Source organism: Kocuria rhizosphaericola (assembly GCF_044462205.1).
GTDB lineage: Bacteria > Actinomycetota > Actinomycetes > Actinomycetales > Micrococcaceae > Kocuria > Kocuria rhizosphaericola.
This window is the reverse complement of record NZ_JBISWK010000043.1, coordinates 38364-53404: the sequence shown is the minus strand read 5'-3', so window position 1 is coordinate 53404 and position 15041 is coordinate 38364. Positions and strand designations below refer to the sequence as shown.

The 15041-nt window shown below is 72.6% G+C and carries 15 protein-coding genes; 10 read left to right on the top strand and 5 right to left on the bottom strand.

Annotated elements, in window-relative coordinates:
* The 3 genes from ACH9D2_RS05040 to ACH9D2_RS05030 all read right to left on the bottom strand — a co-directional run.
* Positions 1–1229: NAD-dependent succinate-semialdehyde dehydrogenase (locus ACH9D2_RS05040; RefSeq protein ID WP_396361658.1), on the bottom strand; the 1229-nt coding region annotated here is incomplete at its 3' end.
* A 293-nt stretch (positions 1230–1522) separates the two neighbouring features.
* Positions 1523–3064: a PucR family transcriptional regulator ligand-binding domain-containing protein gene (locus ACH9D2_RS05035; protein ID WP_396361657.1), complete on the bottom strand. Its 1542-nt coding sequence runs from the start codon at positions 3062–3064 to the stop codon at positions 1523–1525.
* Between the two features lie 69 nt (positions 3065–3133).
* A complete protein-coding gene (locus tag ACH9D2_RS05030; RefSeq protein ID WP_396361656.1) occupies positions 3134–4603 on the bottom strand; it encodes an amino acid permease in 1470 nt (489 codons plus the stop codon).
* A 108-nt stretch (positions 4604–4711) separates the two neighbouring features.
* On the opposite strand from ACH9D2_RS05030, the gene ACH9D2_RS05025 reads away from it, so the two are divergent.
* The 4 genes from ACH9D2_RS05025 (at position 4712) to ACH9D2_RS05010 (ending at position 6707) form a co-directional block, all read left to right on the top strand.
* Complete coding sequence (locus ACH9D2_RS05025; RefSeq protein WP_396361655.1) at positions 4712–4864, top strand: hypothetical protein; 153 nt, start codon at positions 4712–4714, stop codon at positions 4862–4864.
* A gap of 41 nt (positions 4865–4905) precedes the next feature.
* Positions 4906–5241 carry a rhodanese-like domain-containing protein gene (locus tag ACH9D2_RS05020; RefSeq protein WP_396361654.1) on the top strand — a complete coding sequence of 112 codons (336 nt, stop codon included), beginning with the start codon at positions 4906–4908 and terminating at the stop codon, positions 5239–5241.
* Positions 5238–6239, top strand: a complete 1002-nt coding sequence (pheA, locus tag ACH9D2_RS05015; protein ID WP_396361653.1) for a prephenate dehydratase — start codon at positions 5238–5240, stop codon at positions 6237–6239. The genes ACH9D2_RS05020 and pheA overlap by 4 nt, the downstream gene beginning before the upstream one ends.
* Before the next feature lie 144 nt (positions 6240–6383).
* Complete coding sequence (locus ACH9D2_RS05010) at positions 6384–6707, top strand: hypothetical protein (RefSeq protein WP_396361652.1); 324 nt, start codon at positions 6384–6386, stop codon at positions 6705–6707.
* A 37-nt stretch (positions 6708–6744) separates the two neighbouring features.
* On the opposite strand, the gene ACH9D2_RS05005 is transcribed toward ACH9D2_RS05010, so the two are convergent.
* Positions 6745–7686: a diacylglycerol/lipid kinase family protein gene (locus ACH9D2_RS05005; RefSeq protein ID WP_396361651.1), complete on the bottom strand. Its 942-nt coding sequence runs from the start codon at positions 7684–7686 to the stop codon at positions 6745–6747.
* A 159-nt stretch (positions 7687–7845) separates the two neighbouring features.
* Between ACH9D2_RS05005 and serS the strand changes: the two genes are divergently transcribed.
* From serS to ACH9D2_RS04975, 6 genes are all read left to right on the top strand, one after another.
* A complete protein-coding gene (gene serS, locus ACH9D2_RS05000) occupies positions 7846–9150 on the top strand; it encodes a serine--tRNA ligase (RefSeq protein WP_396361650.1) in 1305 nt (434 codons plus the stop codon).
* Positions 9151–9224: 74 nt separating this feature from the next.
* Positions 9225–10226 (top strand): HAD family hydrolase, encoded by a 1002-nt coding sequence (locus ACH9D2_RS04995; RefSeq protein ID WP_396361649.1) that lies wholly within the window; start codon positions 9225–9227, stop codon positions 10224–10226.
* Between the two features lie 482 nt (positions 10227–10708).
* The gene (locus ACH9D2_RS04990) at positions 10709–11350 is read left to right on the top strand and encodes an ABC transporter permease (protein ID WP_396361648.1); all 642 of its coding nucleotides are present in this window, start codon (positions 10709–10711) and stop codon (positions 11348–11350) included.
* Positions 11343–12584 (top strand): ABC transporter ATP-binding protein, encoded by a 1242-nt coding sequence (locus tag ACH9D2_RS04985; RefSeq protein WP_396361647.1) that lies wholly within the window; start codon positions 11343–11345, stop codon positions 12582–12584. Before ACH9D2_RS04990 ends, ACH9D2_RS04985 begins: the two co-directional genes overlap by 8 nt.
* A complete protein-coding gene (locus tag ACH9D2_RS04980; protein WP_396361646.1) occupies positions 12581–13393 on the top strand; it encodes an ABC transporter permease in 813 nt (270 codons plus the stop codon). The genes ACH9D2_RS04985 and ACH9D2_RS04980 overlap by 4 nt, the downstream gene beginning before the upstream one ends.
* Positions 13390–14370: a glycine betaine ABC transporter substrate-binding protein gene (locus ACH9D2_RS04975; protein WP_396361645.1), complete on the top strand. Its 981-nt coding sequence runs from the start codon at positions 13390–13392 to the stop codon at positions 14368–14370. Before ACH9D2_RS04980 ends, ACH9D2_RS04975 begins: the two co-directional genes overlap by 4 nt.
* On the opposite strand, the gene ACH9D2_RS04970 is transcribed toward ACH9D2_RS04975, so the two are convergent.
* The gene (locus ACH9D2_RS04970; protein ID WP_396361644.1) at positions 14328–14993 is read right to left on the bottom strand and encodes a hypothetical protein; all 666 of its coding nucleotides are present in this window, start codon (positions 14991–14993) and stop codon (positions 14328–14330) included. The genes ACH9D2_RS04975 and ACH9D2_RS04970 overlap by 43 nt on opposite strands.
* Positions 14994–15041: the final 48 nt, after the last annotated feature.

Below are 15041 nucleotides of genomic sequence, written 5' to 3'. Positions count from 1 at the left end.
ACCGGGGCGACGGGGCCGAAGATCTCCTCGGTCACCGCGCGGGCGTCGACGGGGACGTCGCGCAGCAGGGTGGGGGCGAAGAAGTAGCCGGGCCCGTCCACGCGCGCCCCGCCGACGACGACCTTCGCCCCGCGCTCGACGGCGTCGGTGACGAACTCCTCGACCGAGTCCCGGGCCTTGGCCTCGACCATAGGGCCCACGCTCACCCCGTCGTCGACACCGTTGCCCACGGTGAGCGCGGCCATCTTCGCGGCCATCTTCTCGACGAACTCGTCGACGACCGACTCGTGCACCAGCAGCCGGTTGGCGGCCGTGCAGGCCTCGCCCATGTTGCGCATCTTCGCGGCCATGGCCCCGGCCACGGCCTTGTCGATGTCGGCGTCCTCGAAGACGATGAGCGGCCCGTTGCCGCCGAGCTCCATGGAGGTGCGCAGCACGTTGTCCGTGGCCAGCTTCATCAGCTGCTTGCCCACCGGGGTGGAGCCGGTGAAGGAGACCTTGCGCAGCCTGGGGTCGGCCATGATCGGCTCGGAGACCGCGGCGGCGGAGGCGGAGGAGACGACGTTGAGCACCCCGGCCGGCAGACCGGCGTCCAGCATGAGCTGGGCGAAGTACTGGGAGGTGAGCGGGGTCAGCCGCGCGGGCTTGAGCACCATGGTGCAGCCGGCGGCCACGGCCGGGGCGACCTTGCGGGTGGCCATCGCCAGCGGGAAGTTCCACGGGGTGATCAGCAGGCACGGGCCCACGGGCTTGTGGGTGACCAGCATGCGCAGGTTGCCCTCGGGGGTGTCCAGGTAGCGGCCGTAGTCGCGCACGGCCTCCTCGGCGAACCAGCGCAGGAACTCCCCGCCGTACTTGACCTCCCCGGCGGCCTCGGCCAGCGGCTTGCCCATCTCCAGGGTCATCAGCAGGGCGAGGTCCTCGGCGCGCTCCTGCACGAGGTCGAACGCGCGCCGCAGGATCTCCGAGCGCTCCCGGGCGGGGGTGCGGGCCCAGGACTCCTGGGCGTCGGCGGCGGCGTCCATCGCGGCCTGGGAGTCCGCCCGGGTGGCCGAGGCCATGGTCGCGATGACCTCGCCGGTGGCCGGGTTCTCCACCTCGAAGGTGCCCCCGTCGGAGGCGTCGCGCCACTGGCCGTTGATCAGCAGCCCCGTGGGGGTCTTGGCCAGGACCGCCTCGATGCGGTCCTTCATCCCGGTGGCCGCAGGGGCCTTGTCCGTGGTGCTCATGTATCAGCCTCTCTGGTCGACGCGCACCGGCCACCGGGCGCCGGTGGCTCTCGCGCTGCGTCAAGGGGTTCGTCGGACGGCGGGCGACAGCACTGGGCCCGCCCGTCCATCGTAGGACTCCGGACGGGCTCCCCCGCGGGGACATCGTCGCCGTGTGACGTCGAGCCGGGGCGGAGCCGGTGCCGAGAGACCGCCGCGGCCCCTCGACTGCTCCAGGCTAGCGCCCACGAGACTCAGCAAGATGCTGAACTCGATCGAAGTTCTCGAGCACAGTGCACAGGGGGGCCGAGGGTCTACGGCGCCGACCGGTCGAGCCGGTCGGAGAGACGCAGTGCGATCCACAGCTCCGCGCGCAGCTGCGGGTCGTCCACGGACCGCCCGAGGGCCGTCTCGATCTCCTGCAGCCGCTGCTGCAGGGTGTTGCGGTGGATCCCCAGGGCCTCGGCCGTTCCGCTCCGGTTGCCGTTGTGCGCGAGGAACGTGCGCAGCAGGGACAGCCGCTCGCCCTGGTCGACGGGGCCCAGCAGATGCTGCGCCCACGCCCGGGCGGTCTCGGGCGGCAGGAGGCCGGCGACGCCGCCCGCGACGAGGTCGTCCCACGTGCCGACGCGCTGACGGTCCGTGGTGCGTTCCAGCGCCTCGCGGGCCTCGCGGTCGCTCGCGTCCGTCTCGTGGACGGTCGACGGGCCGCCGATGCCCGCCCGCAGCCCCGTGGCCTCGGCGGCGGCACGCACCTCGGCCAGGCGCTCCGGGAGGTCCTCCAGCAGCACCGCGGCGCTCTGCTCGCCGGAGGTCTCGGTGGCCGGTGCCCCGATGAGCACGGGTCTCGTGCCGTGCTCGGAGCGTGCCTCGAGGCGTCGCACGCCGTCCCGGAACTCCTCGGCGCCGCCGCGCAGGCGGGCCACCCGCACCCGGTGCGCCGTCGACCAGGGCGTGTCGTCCGCCACCGCCAGCAACGCGTCCGCCGACCGCACCTCGCCGCTGAGCAGGAGGGCGAGGGCCCCCGCACGCACCCGGCGGCGGAACATCGCCTGCTCCGCGGCGCGCTCCGCGTGCAGCGAGAGCAGGGCCACGGCGGTGGCGATCACGCCCGTCCGGACGGGGTCGACCGGGCCGGGCAGGGCCACCACGAGGTAGCTCTGGGGGACGTTGTCCACCCCGAGGGGATGGACGACCACCGCACCCGCCGGGCCGGACTCGCTCAGCGACCCGCGCAACCCGGCCGGGCGCAGCCGGTCGAGGAGCTCGGGGAGTGTCCGGCCCGAGGGGAGCTGGGGCAGCCCGGGGCCGGAGCGCTCCACGATCCGGGCGTCCGACGCGCAGACGCCCGCCCATCCGCCGCCGAGCACCGACACCAGGGTGCGGACCACCCGGGCCGGGCCGTTCCGCCCCACGGCCGCCCGCGTCAGGCTCCGCTGCTCCGACAGCATCGTCTCGAGGGCCGTGCGCGCCTCCGCCGCCCGCATCTCGGCCACGGCGCGGATGATGCCCAGGAAGGGGGTGCGCTCGGGCACCCGGAACAGGGTCAGCCCGGCGTCCCGGCACGCCGCGGCCAGAGCGTCCGGCACGTGGAGGTAGGACAGCCGTCCGCCCACGCCCAGCCCCAGCGCCACCACGCCCCGGTTCGTGAGCCGGCGGACGTACTCCGTCCAGGAGTGCGTCCGGGCGGAGGTGTGGATGCCGGTCAGCAGGAGGACCTCGCCGCCCTCCAGGTACGGGGTGGGGTCGGCGAGCTCGCTGGTCACCACCCAGGTCACCGGCAGGTCGGTGGCCGCCTCGACGACGGGCTCCAGCCCGAGCCCGGGCAGACCGAGCACCTGGGCGACCGTGACCATGGGCAGTCCTCCTCTTCCTCGCCGCGCCGGGAACAGCCTAGAGCAGCGGTCCCCGGCGCGGCGGCCGCCTCAGCTCCGCTGCCTGCGGCGCTCGACCTCGGCGACGAGTCGGTGCTCCGCGTCGGGGCCCGGCCGGATCCCGGTGGGGATGCGCAGCAGGAACACGAGCCCGAGCAGCCACCACAGCCCGAAGATCGTCCAGGCCGGCGCGCTCAGGAAGGCGGGCATACCGGGCAGGTACAAGCTGATCAGGGCGAGGCACAGCACCACCGAGAGCACGCCGATCGCCGTGCCGCCGTGGCCGTGGCCACCGATCCGGAAGGGGCGTTCCATGCCGGGCTCGCGCCGGCGCAGGATCACGAAGACCACGGAGACCAGGGCGTAGGCGATCACGATGGACGGGGATCCGGAGTCCACCAGCCAGCCCAGCATCTCCGCGCCGAAGAACGGTGCCACGACGGAGAGAGCGCCCACGAAGAGCAGGGCGTTGGACGGCGTCCTGTACTTGGGGTGCAACCGGCCGAACCACCGCGGGACCATCCGCGAGTTCCCGAGCGCCCAGAGCAGGCGGGACGCGCCCATGAGGAGGGAGTTCCAGGAGGTCAGGATGCCGGCGATGCCTCCGGCGATGAGCAGGTTGGCCACGATCGTGCTGCTGAACATGGCCCCCATGGCGTCGGCGACGGCGATGTCCGCGACGGCGATGTCCGGGCCGGACATCGCCGAGGACGTCGTGAGCACCACCATGACGTACCACGCCGCGGCGAGCAGGACGGAGACGATGATGGTCCCGCCCAGCTGCTTGGCGGGCAGGTGCATCTCCTCGGAGACCTGGGGAATGACGTCGAAGCCGACGAACAGGAACGGGACGGTGACGAGCACGAGGAAGAAGCCGGCGGTGCCGCTCGTGAAGAACGGCTCCATGGTGGCGACCGAGCCGCGGGTGAACGCCCCGAAGATCATCATGAGCCCCACGATCAGCAGGAAGAGGATCACGAAGATCTGCACCATCGACGCGTGCTTGACCCCGCGGATGTTGATCGCGGTGATGAGGACGGCGGTCAGCGACCCCACCAGCGCCCAGGTCAGGTTCACCTCGAAGCCGGCGACGGTCCAGAGCGGGATCCGGCTCAGCCCGGGGAAGATGTACTGCAGCGTGCGGGGCACGGCCACGGCCTCGAAGGCCACGATGGTGATGTAGCCACCGGTGATGGCCCAGGAGCCCACGAACGCCCAGCGTGCGCCCATGCCGCGCATGAGGTAGTTGTGCTCCCCGCCGGCGTACGGCATCGCGGCGACGAGCTCGCCGTAGACGAGTCCCACGACGGCCATGATGAGTCCGCCGGTGACGAGGGCCAGCACGGTGCCCATGGTCCCGGCCTCGGCGAGCCAGTCACCGGTGAGGATGACCCAGCCGAAGCCGATCATCGCGCCGAAGCCGAGGGCGATCGCGTCGAGACGGCCGAGGACCTTCTTGAAGCCGTGCTCCTCACGGTCCGGGGCCTCTGTCCCCGCGCTGCGGGGTTCGATGGTGCTCATGGGAGTTCTTCCTTCTGTCGAGGACACCGGACGAGGTGCCTGGTCGGGGCCGCCGCACGGCACTCCCGGCGACGAGGGCACAATTTATACAGGGATTGTTTCGTTCCTGTGAGCTGCCTGGAAGTCCCGGAGCGCCCCGGCGTGCTCGCCGGCGTGCTGGAGCGGGCGCCCCTGGCAGGCGTCCGCCCCTCCGCGGCGGAACGACAGGAGCCCGCCGCCCGGCTCGGGGCGGACGCGCCGGCTCTCGTGCCCGCGCACTAGGCTGTCCCCGAGAACCCGATTCCGACGAGAGGACCCGGACGATGGACAACCTGGACAACCTGCCGAGCGCCTCGGTGGAGGAGATCCCCGAGGGCGCTCGCGTCCTGGACGTGCGCGAGGACGAGGAGTGGGAGGCCGGGCACATCGACGGCGCCCAGCACATCCCGCTCCGGCAACTCCCCGAGCGCTACGGCGAGGTGCCCGTGGACGAGGACGTGTACGTGATCTGCCGCTCCGGCGGACGTTCCCTCAAGGCGACGGCGTACCTCCAGCAGTACGGCTTCGACCCCGTGAACGTCCTGGGCGGCATGGGGGCGTGGATGGACGCCGAGAAGCCCATGGTGTCCGAGACGGGCGAGACCCCGACCGTCCGTTGAGGTACGCCTACCTGGGCCCTGCCGGCACCTTCACCGAGGCCGCGCTGCTGAGCGTGGAGGGCGCCCGGCAGGCCGAGCGCCGCCCCGTGTCCTCCGTGCCGGTGGCACTCGCGGCCGTCCGCGCCGGCGAGGTCGACGCCGCCATGGTGCCCATCGAGAACTCCGTGGAGGGCGGGGTGACCGCGACCCTCGACGCCGTGGCCGCCGGCAGCGAGCTGCGCATCGTGCGCGAGGCGCTGGTGCCCATCAGCTTCGTCCTCGTGGCCCCGCCGGGCACGGCGCTCGCCGACGTCCGCACCGTCTCCACGCACTCCCACGCCTGGGCCCAGGTGCGGGGCTGGATGGACGAGCGGCTGCCGGGCGTCGACTACGTCCCGGCGTCCTCCACGGCGGCGGCGGCGCTCGCGCTGCTCCCCGGCCCGCCGGGGAGCGAGGAGTCGGCGCGGGACGCCGGCTTCGACGCCGCGGTCTGCTCGCCCGTGGTCGTCGAGCAGCACCCCGAGCTCGAGGTGCTGGCGGAGGACATCGGGGACAACAGGGCCGCCGTCACCCGGTTCGTGCTCGTGGCCCGGCCCGAGGCACCCCTGCCGCCGCGCACGGGTGCGGACCGGACCACGCTCGTGATCCCGCTGTGGGAGGACCGGGCGGGAGCCCTGATGGAGATCCTCGAGCAGTTCGCGACCCGGGGGGTCAACCTCTCGCGGATCGAGTCCCGGCCCACGGGCAACTTCCTCGGGGAGTACTTCTTCAGCGTGGACGTTGACGGGCACATCCTCGACGCCCGCGTGGCCGACGCCCTCGAGGGGCTGCGCCGCGTCTGTCCCAGCACGCGCTTCCTCGGCTCCTACCCGCGGGCCGACCACAAGGTGGCGACCGTCGCCCGGCACCACTCCGACGGCGCCTTCCGCGAGGCGGAGGCCTGGGTCGCGGCCCTGCAGGGACGCGACCGCCGGACCCCGGACGCCCCGTCAGCACAGGGCGCTCCGGGACCCGCGTAACGGGAGGACGCGCACCGCACCCCCGCTTGTTAGCAAATGCGAATACATGCACCATGGGGAGTGCGGGCGCGTCCGTGCCCGCGATCTTCAGCCGGTGTCGATCGACCCCCCGGGTCGGGACCGAGCCCGACCGGAGGTGCCACCATGCCTGCTCCCGCCGTCCGCCGACTCGCCACCGTCGCAGCACCCGCCCTCCTGGCCTGTGCGCTCGCCGCGCCGCCCGCCGTGGCCGCGCCGCCCGAGCCCACCCAGGTGGTCCGCGCCGAGGTCGGCCCGGCGCCCGTCGTCGGCGACCCGCGGACCGCCGACGCCCTCGACCTCGTGCCGGCCTCCCGCGTCGTCCCGGAGGGGGGCGCCTCGCTCACGGACCGCGGACAGGGCCCGCTCGTCGCCGTGGGCCTGGCCGTGCTGGCCCTCGTGGGCGCGTTCGGGGTGGGCCTGAGCCGCAGGCCCGATCCCGCCGACTGACCCGTGGCGCCCCGGGGCCGGAGCGCCGGTGCGGGCGTCAGTCGCCCTGGGAGGGCGGCACCCGCACGGAGAGCGCGCCCGGGAGGATCTCGGACTCGAACCCGTTGATCAGCCCGGTGCCGTCCCCGTCCATCTGGGACTCGATGGGCTCGTGGAACTCCACGCGCACCTTCTTCGCGGCGAAGAACTCGATCACGGGCAGGTCGCGCCGCTGCCGGAACACGACCTTGGCGGCCATCATCGCCCACTCCAGCGTGCTGCGCGGGGACATCACCACGACGTCCAGCACGCCGTCGTTGATCTTCGCCTGCGGCACCAGGATCATGCCCGCGGTCAGGATCCCGCAGTTGGCGGCCATCACGGAGCGGACGCGGCGGCTCTGCCACTCGCCGTCGTCGATCCGGAAGCGGGCCCACCGCGGGGGCGCGAACAGGTGCCGGACCCCGGCCTCGCCGTAGGCCGCCCACCCGACCAGCTTCTTCAGCTCGTCCCGGGTGTCCGTCATGATCTGGGCGTCGAAGCCGGCCCCGCCCATCACGGTGAACGCGTGGTCCTGCACGGTGCCGTCCTGGAGCTCCACGCGGAACGTGGCCATGTCGATCGCCCGCTCCGCCCCGAAGAGCGCGATGTCCACGTTGCGGTGCGGATCGCCCAGGTCCGCGCCCAAGTTGCGGGCCAGGATGTTGCCGGTCCCCAGGGGGATGAGGCCCAGCGGGGTGTCGTGGCCGATCAGGGTCTCCGCCACCGCGCGGACGGTGCCGTCGCCACCGGCGGCGACGATCAGGTCGAATCCCTGCTCGAGGGCCTGCCGGGTCATGGCCGTGCCCGGGTCCTCCTCCGCCGTCTCGAGGAACACGGGGTCCGGGAGTCCGCCCTTGCGGCACCCGATGATGATCGCGTCGCGGGCGACGTCCGCGTCGGCCTTGATGGGGTTGATGACGACGGCGACCCGTTTCGGGGCCACGGGAGTGGCGGTCACGGAAGGACTCCTCGGTTCTGCGGCGCCGGGGACCGGTGGCGCCGTGCGGTGGGGGCGGTGGCCCGCGGCACGACGCCGCGGGCCCGGGGCGCCGGGCGGATCGCGGTGGGCCTCCACCCTAACCCGGTCGCGTTCGGTGGACTTGGGTACCCTGTCAGGGTGATCGACATCAACCAGCTCCGTGAGAACCCCGACGTCTTCCGCACCTCGCAGCGTGCCCGCGGGGCCGACGACGCCCTGATCGACCGGATCCTGGAGGCGGACGTCGAGCGCCGCCGCCTGATCACCGAGTACGAGTCCCTGCGGGCCGAGCAGAACGTCTTCGGCAAGCAGGTGGCCCGGGCCCGGGGCGAGGAGAAGCAGGCGCTGCTCGCGGAGGTCAAGGATCTGGCCGCCCGGGTCAAGGAGGCACAGGCGGCGTCGGAGGCCGCCCGGGTCCGGCAGGACGAGCTCGTCGCGGTCGTGGACAACCTCGTCCTCCAGGGCGTCCCCACGGGCGGCGAGGACGACTTCGTCCTGCTCAGGACCGTCGGGGAGCCCCGCGACTTCGCCGCCGAGGGCCTCGACCCGAAGGACCACCTCGAGATCGGCGAGCTCGTGGACGGCATCGACATGGAGCGGGGCTCCAAGGTCTCCGGCGCCCGGTTCTACTTCCTCAAGCGGGACGTCGCCCGGCTCGAGACCGCCCTGCTGCTCATGGGCCAGGACCAGGCCGTGGACAACGGGTTCGTGCCCATGACCACCCCGAACCTCGTGCGCCCGGAGATCATGAGCGGCACGGGCTTCGACGTCGCGCACTCCGACGAGATCTACCACGTGGGCAAGGACGAGCTCTACCTCGTGGGCACCTCGGAGGTGCCCCTCGCCGGGTTCCACGCCGACGAGATCCTCGACCTCTCCGAGGGGCCGCTGCGCTACGCCGGCTGGTCCTCCTGCTACCGCCGCGAGGCCGGCTCCGGGGGCAAGGACACCCGGGGCATCATCCGCGTGCACCAGTTCAACAAGCTCGAGATGTTCGTCTACTGCTCCCCGGAGGACGCGGAGGCGGAGCACGAGCGGCTGCTCGCGTGGGAGGAGGAGATGCTCGCCAAGTGCGAGCTCGCCTACCGGGTGATCGACACCGCCGCCGGGGACCTCGGCACCTCCGCCGCCCGCAAGTTCGACTGCGAGGCGTGGGTGCCCACCCAGGGCAAGTACCGCGAGCTGACCTCGACGTCGAACTGCACCACCTACCAGGCGCGGCGGCTCAACATCCGCGAGCGCCTGCCGGAGACCACGGACGCCTCCGGCAAGGTCCGCAAGGGCGGCACCCGCACGGTGGCCACCCTCAACGGGACGCTTGCCACCACCCGGTGGCTGGCCGCCATCCTCGAGACCCACCAGCAGGCCGACGGCTCGGTGCGCGTCCCCGAGGCCCTGCGGCCCTATCTGCGCGGCCAGGAGGTCATTCCCGTCCGTCGCTGAGCCGCCGGACGGCGTTCGGCTCCCGTTCATCTCACATCGAAATTTCGGCCATCCTGTCGGTGTGATGTGACACCATGTCCCGCATGACAAAAGAAAAGACCGCTGGCACCGAGGACCAGCACGAACTCGTCGGAATCAATTCCACCGTCCCGCTGAAGGTCGATCACTCGGAGGACCTCAGCGACACGGCCGGCGGCACCACCGCGCCCGCGCGCTCCGCCGCCGACGTCCGGATCCCCCTCAAGGTCCAGCCTCCCCGCTCGAACGGGTGGAAGAAGGAGGCGGGCGTCCAGTACCTGGTGGCCCTCGACGTCGACGGGACCCTCGTCGACCACGACGGCCACATGTCCCGGCCGGTGCGCGAGGCCGCCCGGGCCGTGCTCGAGGCCGGCCACCACGTGGTCATCTCCACCGGCCGCTCCAAGGGGGCGACCCTGCCCGTGGTCGAGCTCATCGGCCAGGAGCGCGGCTACGCCGTGTGCTCCAACGGGGGCATGACGCTCGAGCTGGACCCGGGAGTGCCGGAGTACCACCGGGTGCTCGAGTGCGTCTCCTTCGACCCCGGCCAGGCTCTCGACGCGCTCGAGCAGCGCCTGCCCACCGCGAAGTTCGCCCTCGAGACCGAGGACGGGTCCTTCTACTCCACGGAGCGCTTCCAGGACGCGTCCTTCGGCATCGAGGCGCTCGGTGTGGACCTGCACCAGCTGGCGCGGATGAAGGCCGTGCGCATGGTGGTGTACAGCACCGAGCACACCCCGGAGGAGTTCGCCCTGGCGATCGACGAGGCCGGGCTGCACGGCGTCACCTACTCCGTGGGCTGGAGCGCCTGGCTCGACATCGCCGCCAACGGCGTCTCCAAGGCCAGCGCCCTGGAGCAGGTCCGGCGCCGGCTCGGCGTGGACCCGTCCCACACGGTCGCGGTCGGCGACGGCCGCAACGACATCGAGATGCTCGACTGGGCCGCCCGCGGCGTGGCCATGGGCCAGTCCCCGGACGAGGTCGCGGCCGTGTGCCACGAGGTGACGCACACGGTCTACGAGGACGGCGTCGCCCGCATCCTGCGTTCGCTGCTCTGAGCCCGGCGGGTCGCGGCCCGTCCTCCTCGAGCAGCCGCAGCCGGACCCCGCGGATGGTGGGGGAGACGGGCACCGCGTGCCGCAGCCGCTCCGGCGGCACCCCGCCGGCCACGGCGACGTCGTGCTCCACGACGTCCACCTCCGGCCCGTCCTCGCGGGCCCGCTCGGCGGAACGGCCCACGGAGGACACCGCGGGGTCGGCGAACACGACCTGCGGCCACGGCGCACCCGTCGGCCGTGGACGCGAACGGGGACCACGGGGTCGGCCGCGCTCCCGCCGACGGGACCGGCGCCGGTCAGCACGACGTCGTCCGTGTCCCGGGCCTTCCCGGGCCCCGAGTCCGCCGCCGGGAGCGCCGGCGGACCACGGCTCCGGCGACACCCCGACCGTGTGCTCGGCATCACGTCCATGAATCCCGAATGGTAATATTTCGCGGAGAGACCGGGTGACGACGTCATCGACGACAACCGAAAGGTGTGCCGTGATCGAGTACGTGTCCGACCGGTGGGAGCAGATCCTCTTCGCCAGCTGGCAGCACTTCTCCCTGGTGGTCCAGTGCCTGATCCTGGCCACCGTCCTCGCCGTGGCCATCGCGGCGCTCTGCTACCGCTCGCCCCGGCTCACGACCGTGGCCAACAACCTCTCCGCCGTGGGGCTGACCATCCCCTCCTTCGCGCTCATCGGCCTGCTGATCGCCCCGCTGGGCTTCGGGGTGACGCCCGCGGTCGTGGTCGTCACCTTCTTCGCCGTCCTGCCCGTGCTGCGCAACGCGGTGGTCGGGCTGGCCGGGGTCCCGCAGGCCACCGTCGAGGCCGCGCGCGGGCTCGGCATGGGCCGGGCGGCGACCTTCCTGCGCGTGGAGCTGCCGATGGCCTGGCCGGTCATCCAGGCCGGCATGCGGGTCTCGGCGCAGATGGTGATGGGCGTGGCCGCCATCGCCGCCTACGTGCTCGGCCCCGGTCTGGGCGGCTTCATCTTCTCCGGCCTGTCGCGCCTGGGGGGCGCCAACTCCTTCGCGTCCGTCGTCACCGGCGTCGTCGCCGTCATCGTCGTCGCACTCATCCTGGACGGGCTGCTCGTGCTGCTCGGCCGACTCACCACATCGCGAGGTATCCGTGTCTGACTCCGTGACCACCACCAGCACCGACTCCTCCGTCACCGGAGCCCGGATCCTGCTGGAGAACGTCTCCAAGCACTATCCCGGGCAGGCCAGGGCGGCGGTCGACGGCCTGACGCTGGAGATCCCCGCGGGCAGCATCGTCATGCTCGTGGGCCCCTCCGGCTGCGGGAAGACCACCACGCTGAAGATGATCAACCGGCTCATCGAGCCCACCGACGGACGGATCGTCATCGACGACCAGGACGTGACCTCGATGAACGGTGACGAGCTGCGCCGCGGCATCGGCTACGTGATCCAGGCCGGCGGGCTGTTCCCGCACATGAGCGTGGCCACCAACATCGGCATGGTCCCCAAGATGCTCGGCTGGGACCGGAAGCGCATCGCCGCCCGGGTGGACGAGCTCCTCGAGCTCGTCTCGCTCGACCCCGCCGTCTACCGCGACCGGTACCCCCGGGAGCTCTCCGGCGGGCAGCAGCAGCGGGTCGGCGTGGCCCGGGCCCTGGCCGCGGACCCGCCCGTGCTGCTCATGGACGAGCCGTTCGGGGCCGTGGACCCGATCACCCGCCAGCGGCTCCAGGACGAGCTCATCAACATCCAGCACGAGCTGCAGAAGACCATCGTGTGCGTGACCCACGACTTCGACGAGGCGGTCAAGCTCGGCGACTGGATCGCGGTCTTCGACGAGGGAGCCCGGATCGTCCAGTACGACGCCCCCGAACGGATCCTGGCCGAGCCGGCCGACGAGTTCGTGGAGGACTTCATCGGCTCCGGCGCGGGCCTCAAGCAGCTCACCCTCACCCGGGTCCGGGAGGTCGACCTCGTCCCCGCGGTGACCACCCGTCCCGGCGAGGACGTCCGGGCGGTGCTCGGGCGGCTCGACGAGGCCGGCACCCGGGACGTGGTCGTCGTCGACGACCGGGGGAGGCCGCTGTCCTGGCCGTCCCGCCGTCAGCTCGAGCGCTTCGAGACCGTGCCGGGGGAGCACAATAAGCGCCTGCCTCTGGTCGGCACGGGCTCCACGCTCAACGACGCGCTGGACACGATGCTCGTCTCCAGCATGGGGGCCGCCCTCGTGGTGGGGGCGAGGGACCGGCTCGAGGGCGTCATCTACGTCGAGACCGTCATGGCCGCGATCACCGAGGCCCGCCGGTCCGTGGCCGTGGAGGACGCGCCCCTCGGCCACAACACGGGCGAGATGCCCGCGGTGAGCGGGAGCTCGGGAGGCGGGGACCGATGAGCACGCAGACCGAGCGCCCCGCCGCCGAGGAGCAGGACCCCGGGGGCGCCCCGGCGGCCCGCCCGTCCCCGGTCGACCCCGACCAGCGCACCTGGAAGGGCCTGCTCCTGCAGCCCCTCGCGATCCTCGTGGCACTGGGCCTGCTCGTACTGTGGCTGTCCACGGCGGAACTGACGGAGACGGAGGCCGTGACCCTGAGCCCCGCGTCGCTGTGGAGCTACACCGTGGAGCACCTGCAGCTCACGGTCGTGGCCACGGTGGTGGTCCTGCTGATCGCGATCCCGGTGGGCGTCCTCCTGACCCGCAAGCCGCTGCGCTTCCTCACCGGCCCCGTGATCGCGCTGGCGAACATCGGCCAGGCTGCCCCGGCGGTGGGCCTCATCGTCCTGTTCGCCTTCTGGTTCGGCTTCGGCTTCCAGGCGGCCGTGGTCGCGCTGATCGTCTACGCGATCCTGCCCGTCCTGAAGAACACCATGGTCGGACTCGACGGCGTGGACCGCAGCCTCGTCGAGGCCGGTCGCGGCATGGGCATGAGCGCCGCCTCGGTCCTGTTCCGCGTCGAGCTGCCCCTGGCCGTGCCCGTCATGCTGGCCGGCGTGCGCACCGCCCTGATCCTGGTGGTCGGCACCGCGACCCTGGCCACGTTCGTCAACGGCGGCGGGCTCGGTCTGCTGATCACCACCGGAGTCAATCTCAACCTCGTGCGGGTGCTGATCGCCGGCTCGATCCTCGTGGCGCTGCTCGCGCTCGCCATCGACTGGATCGGCCGCGTGGTGGAGCACGTCGCGCGCCCGAAGGGACTGCGATGAGAACCTCCCGTGCCGCCGGCGGCGTCCTGCTGCTCTCCTGCGCCGGTCTGATCCTGACCGGTTGCGGGCTCGAGCCCTCCACCGCCTACGTCCCCGCCGCCGAGCCCGGCTCCATCGAGCCCATCGAGGGCGCCGAGGGCACCGAGGTCAGCGTGACGTCCAAGAACTTCACCGAGCAGCTCATCCTCGGCAAGATCGCGGTGCTGGCCATGGAGGCCGCGGGCTTCGAGACCGAGGACATCACCAACGTGCCCGGATCCCAGCCCGTGCGGGAGCTCATGCTCACCGGGGACGCCGACCTCACCTTCGAGTACACCGGCACGGCGTGGCTGACGTACATGGGCAACGAGACCGGCATCCCGGACCAGCAGGAGCAGTGGCAGGCCGTGCGCGAGGCCGACCTCGACAACGGGCTGACGTGGGGCGAACCGGCCTCGCTGAACAACACCTACGCCATGGCCGTGCGCTCCGAGTATGCGGAGGCCAACGGCCTGGAGACGGTCTCGGACATCGCGACCCTTCCCAGGGAGGAGCGGACCTTCTGCGTCGAGTCCGAGTTCAACTCCCGCAGCGACGGGCTCACGCCCATGCTCGCCCACTACGGCCTGGACCGTGGCAGCGAGGTGCCGGAGGACAACATCGGCATCTACGACACCGGCGCCATCTACTCGGCCACGGACGACGGGGAGTGCAACTTCGGCGAGGTCTTCTCGACGGACGGCCGCATCCCCGCCCTGGACCTGACCGTGCTGGAGGACGACCGGCAGTTCTTCCCCGCCTACAACGCGGCACCGGTGTACAACACCGAGCTGCTGGAGGAGTTCCCCCGGATGGAGGAGGTCATGGAGCCGATCTCCGCGGCGCTCACCGACGACGTCATGCAGGAGCTCAACCGGCAGGTGGACGTCGAGGGACGGGACCCCGCCGACGTCGCCTACGAGTGGATGCTCTCCGAGGGGTTCATCGTCGAGCCGTGAGTCCCTGTGCGAGCCGGCCCGCCCGGGGCCGGCTCGCACAGGCCCAGCAGCCGGGCCGCTGCCGGGCGGGCGTCCCACTCCTCCTGCCACAGGGAGCGCGCCACGGCCTTGGAGACCGCCTGCGGGGAGATGCCGAGCTCGGCGGCCACGACCTTCTGCTGGCCGCGGGCCCCGGGCACGAGCAGATCGACCACGCGCCACTCCGCGTCGCTGCGCTCCGCCACGATCCGGCCCAGCAGCCGCAGCACGGCCTGCGCCTGCGCCGCGGCCGGCTCGTCGTCGGCGGCCACGCACACCGGCACCCGCCCGTCGGCGGCCTCGGCGGCGCTGCGCGCGTGCACCGTCCCGGGGCCGTCGGCGCGCAGGCCCGTCCGGCCCTCCGGGTCGGTCGCGGTCTCGAGCCGGACCGGCCCCACCCCGATTCCCACGCTCCAGGCCCCGCCGCGCAGCGCGGCGAGCGCGGCCGCCACCGCCGCGCCCGGATCGGCGGTGATGCCCTGGGCCGCGTGCGCCCGGGCACGCTGGAACGGCACCACGGTCTCGAGGTCCGCGAGGCGGCGCAGGAGGCCGGGCACGAGGTCGCCCGCCTCGCGGCGGCGCTGCTCCAGGGTCACGACGTACACGGTCCCAGTATCGGGCACGGGGGCCGCCGGGGAGCGGGGGCGCGGCCG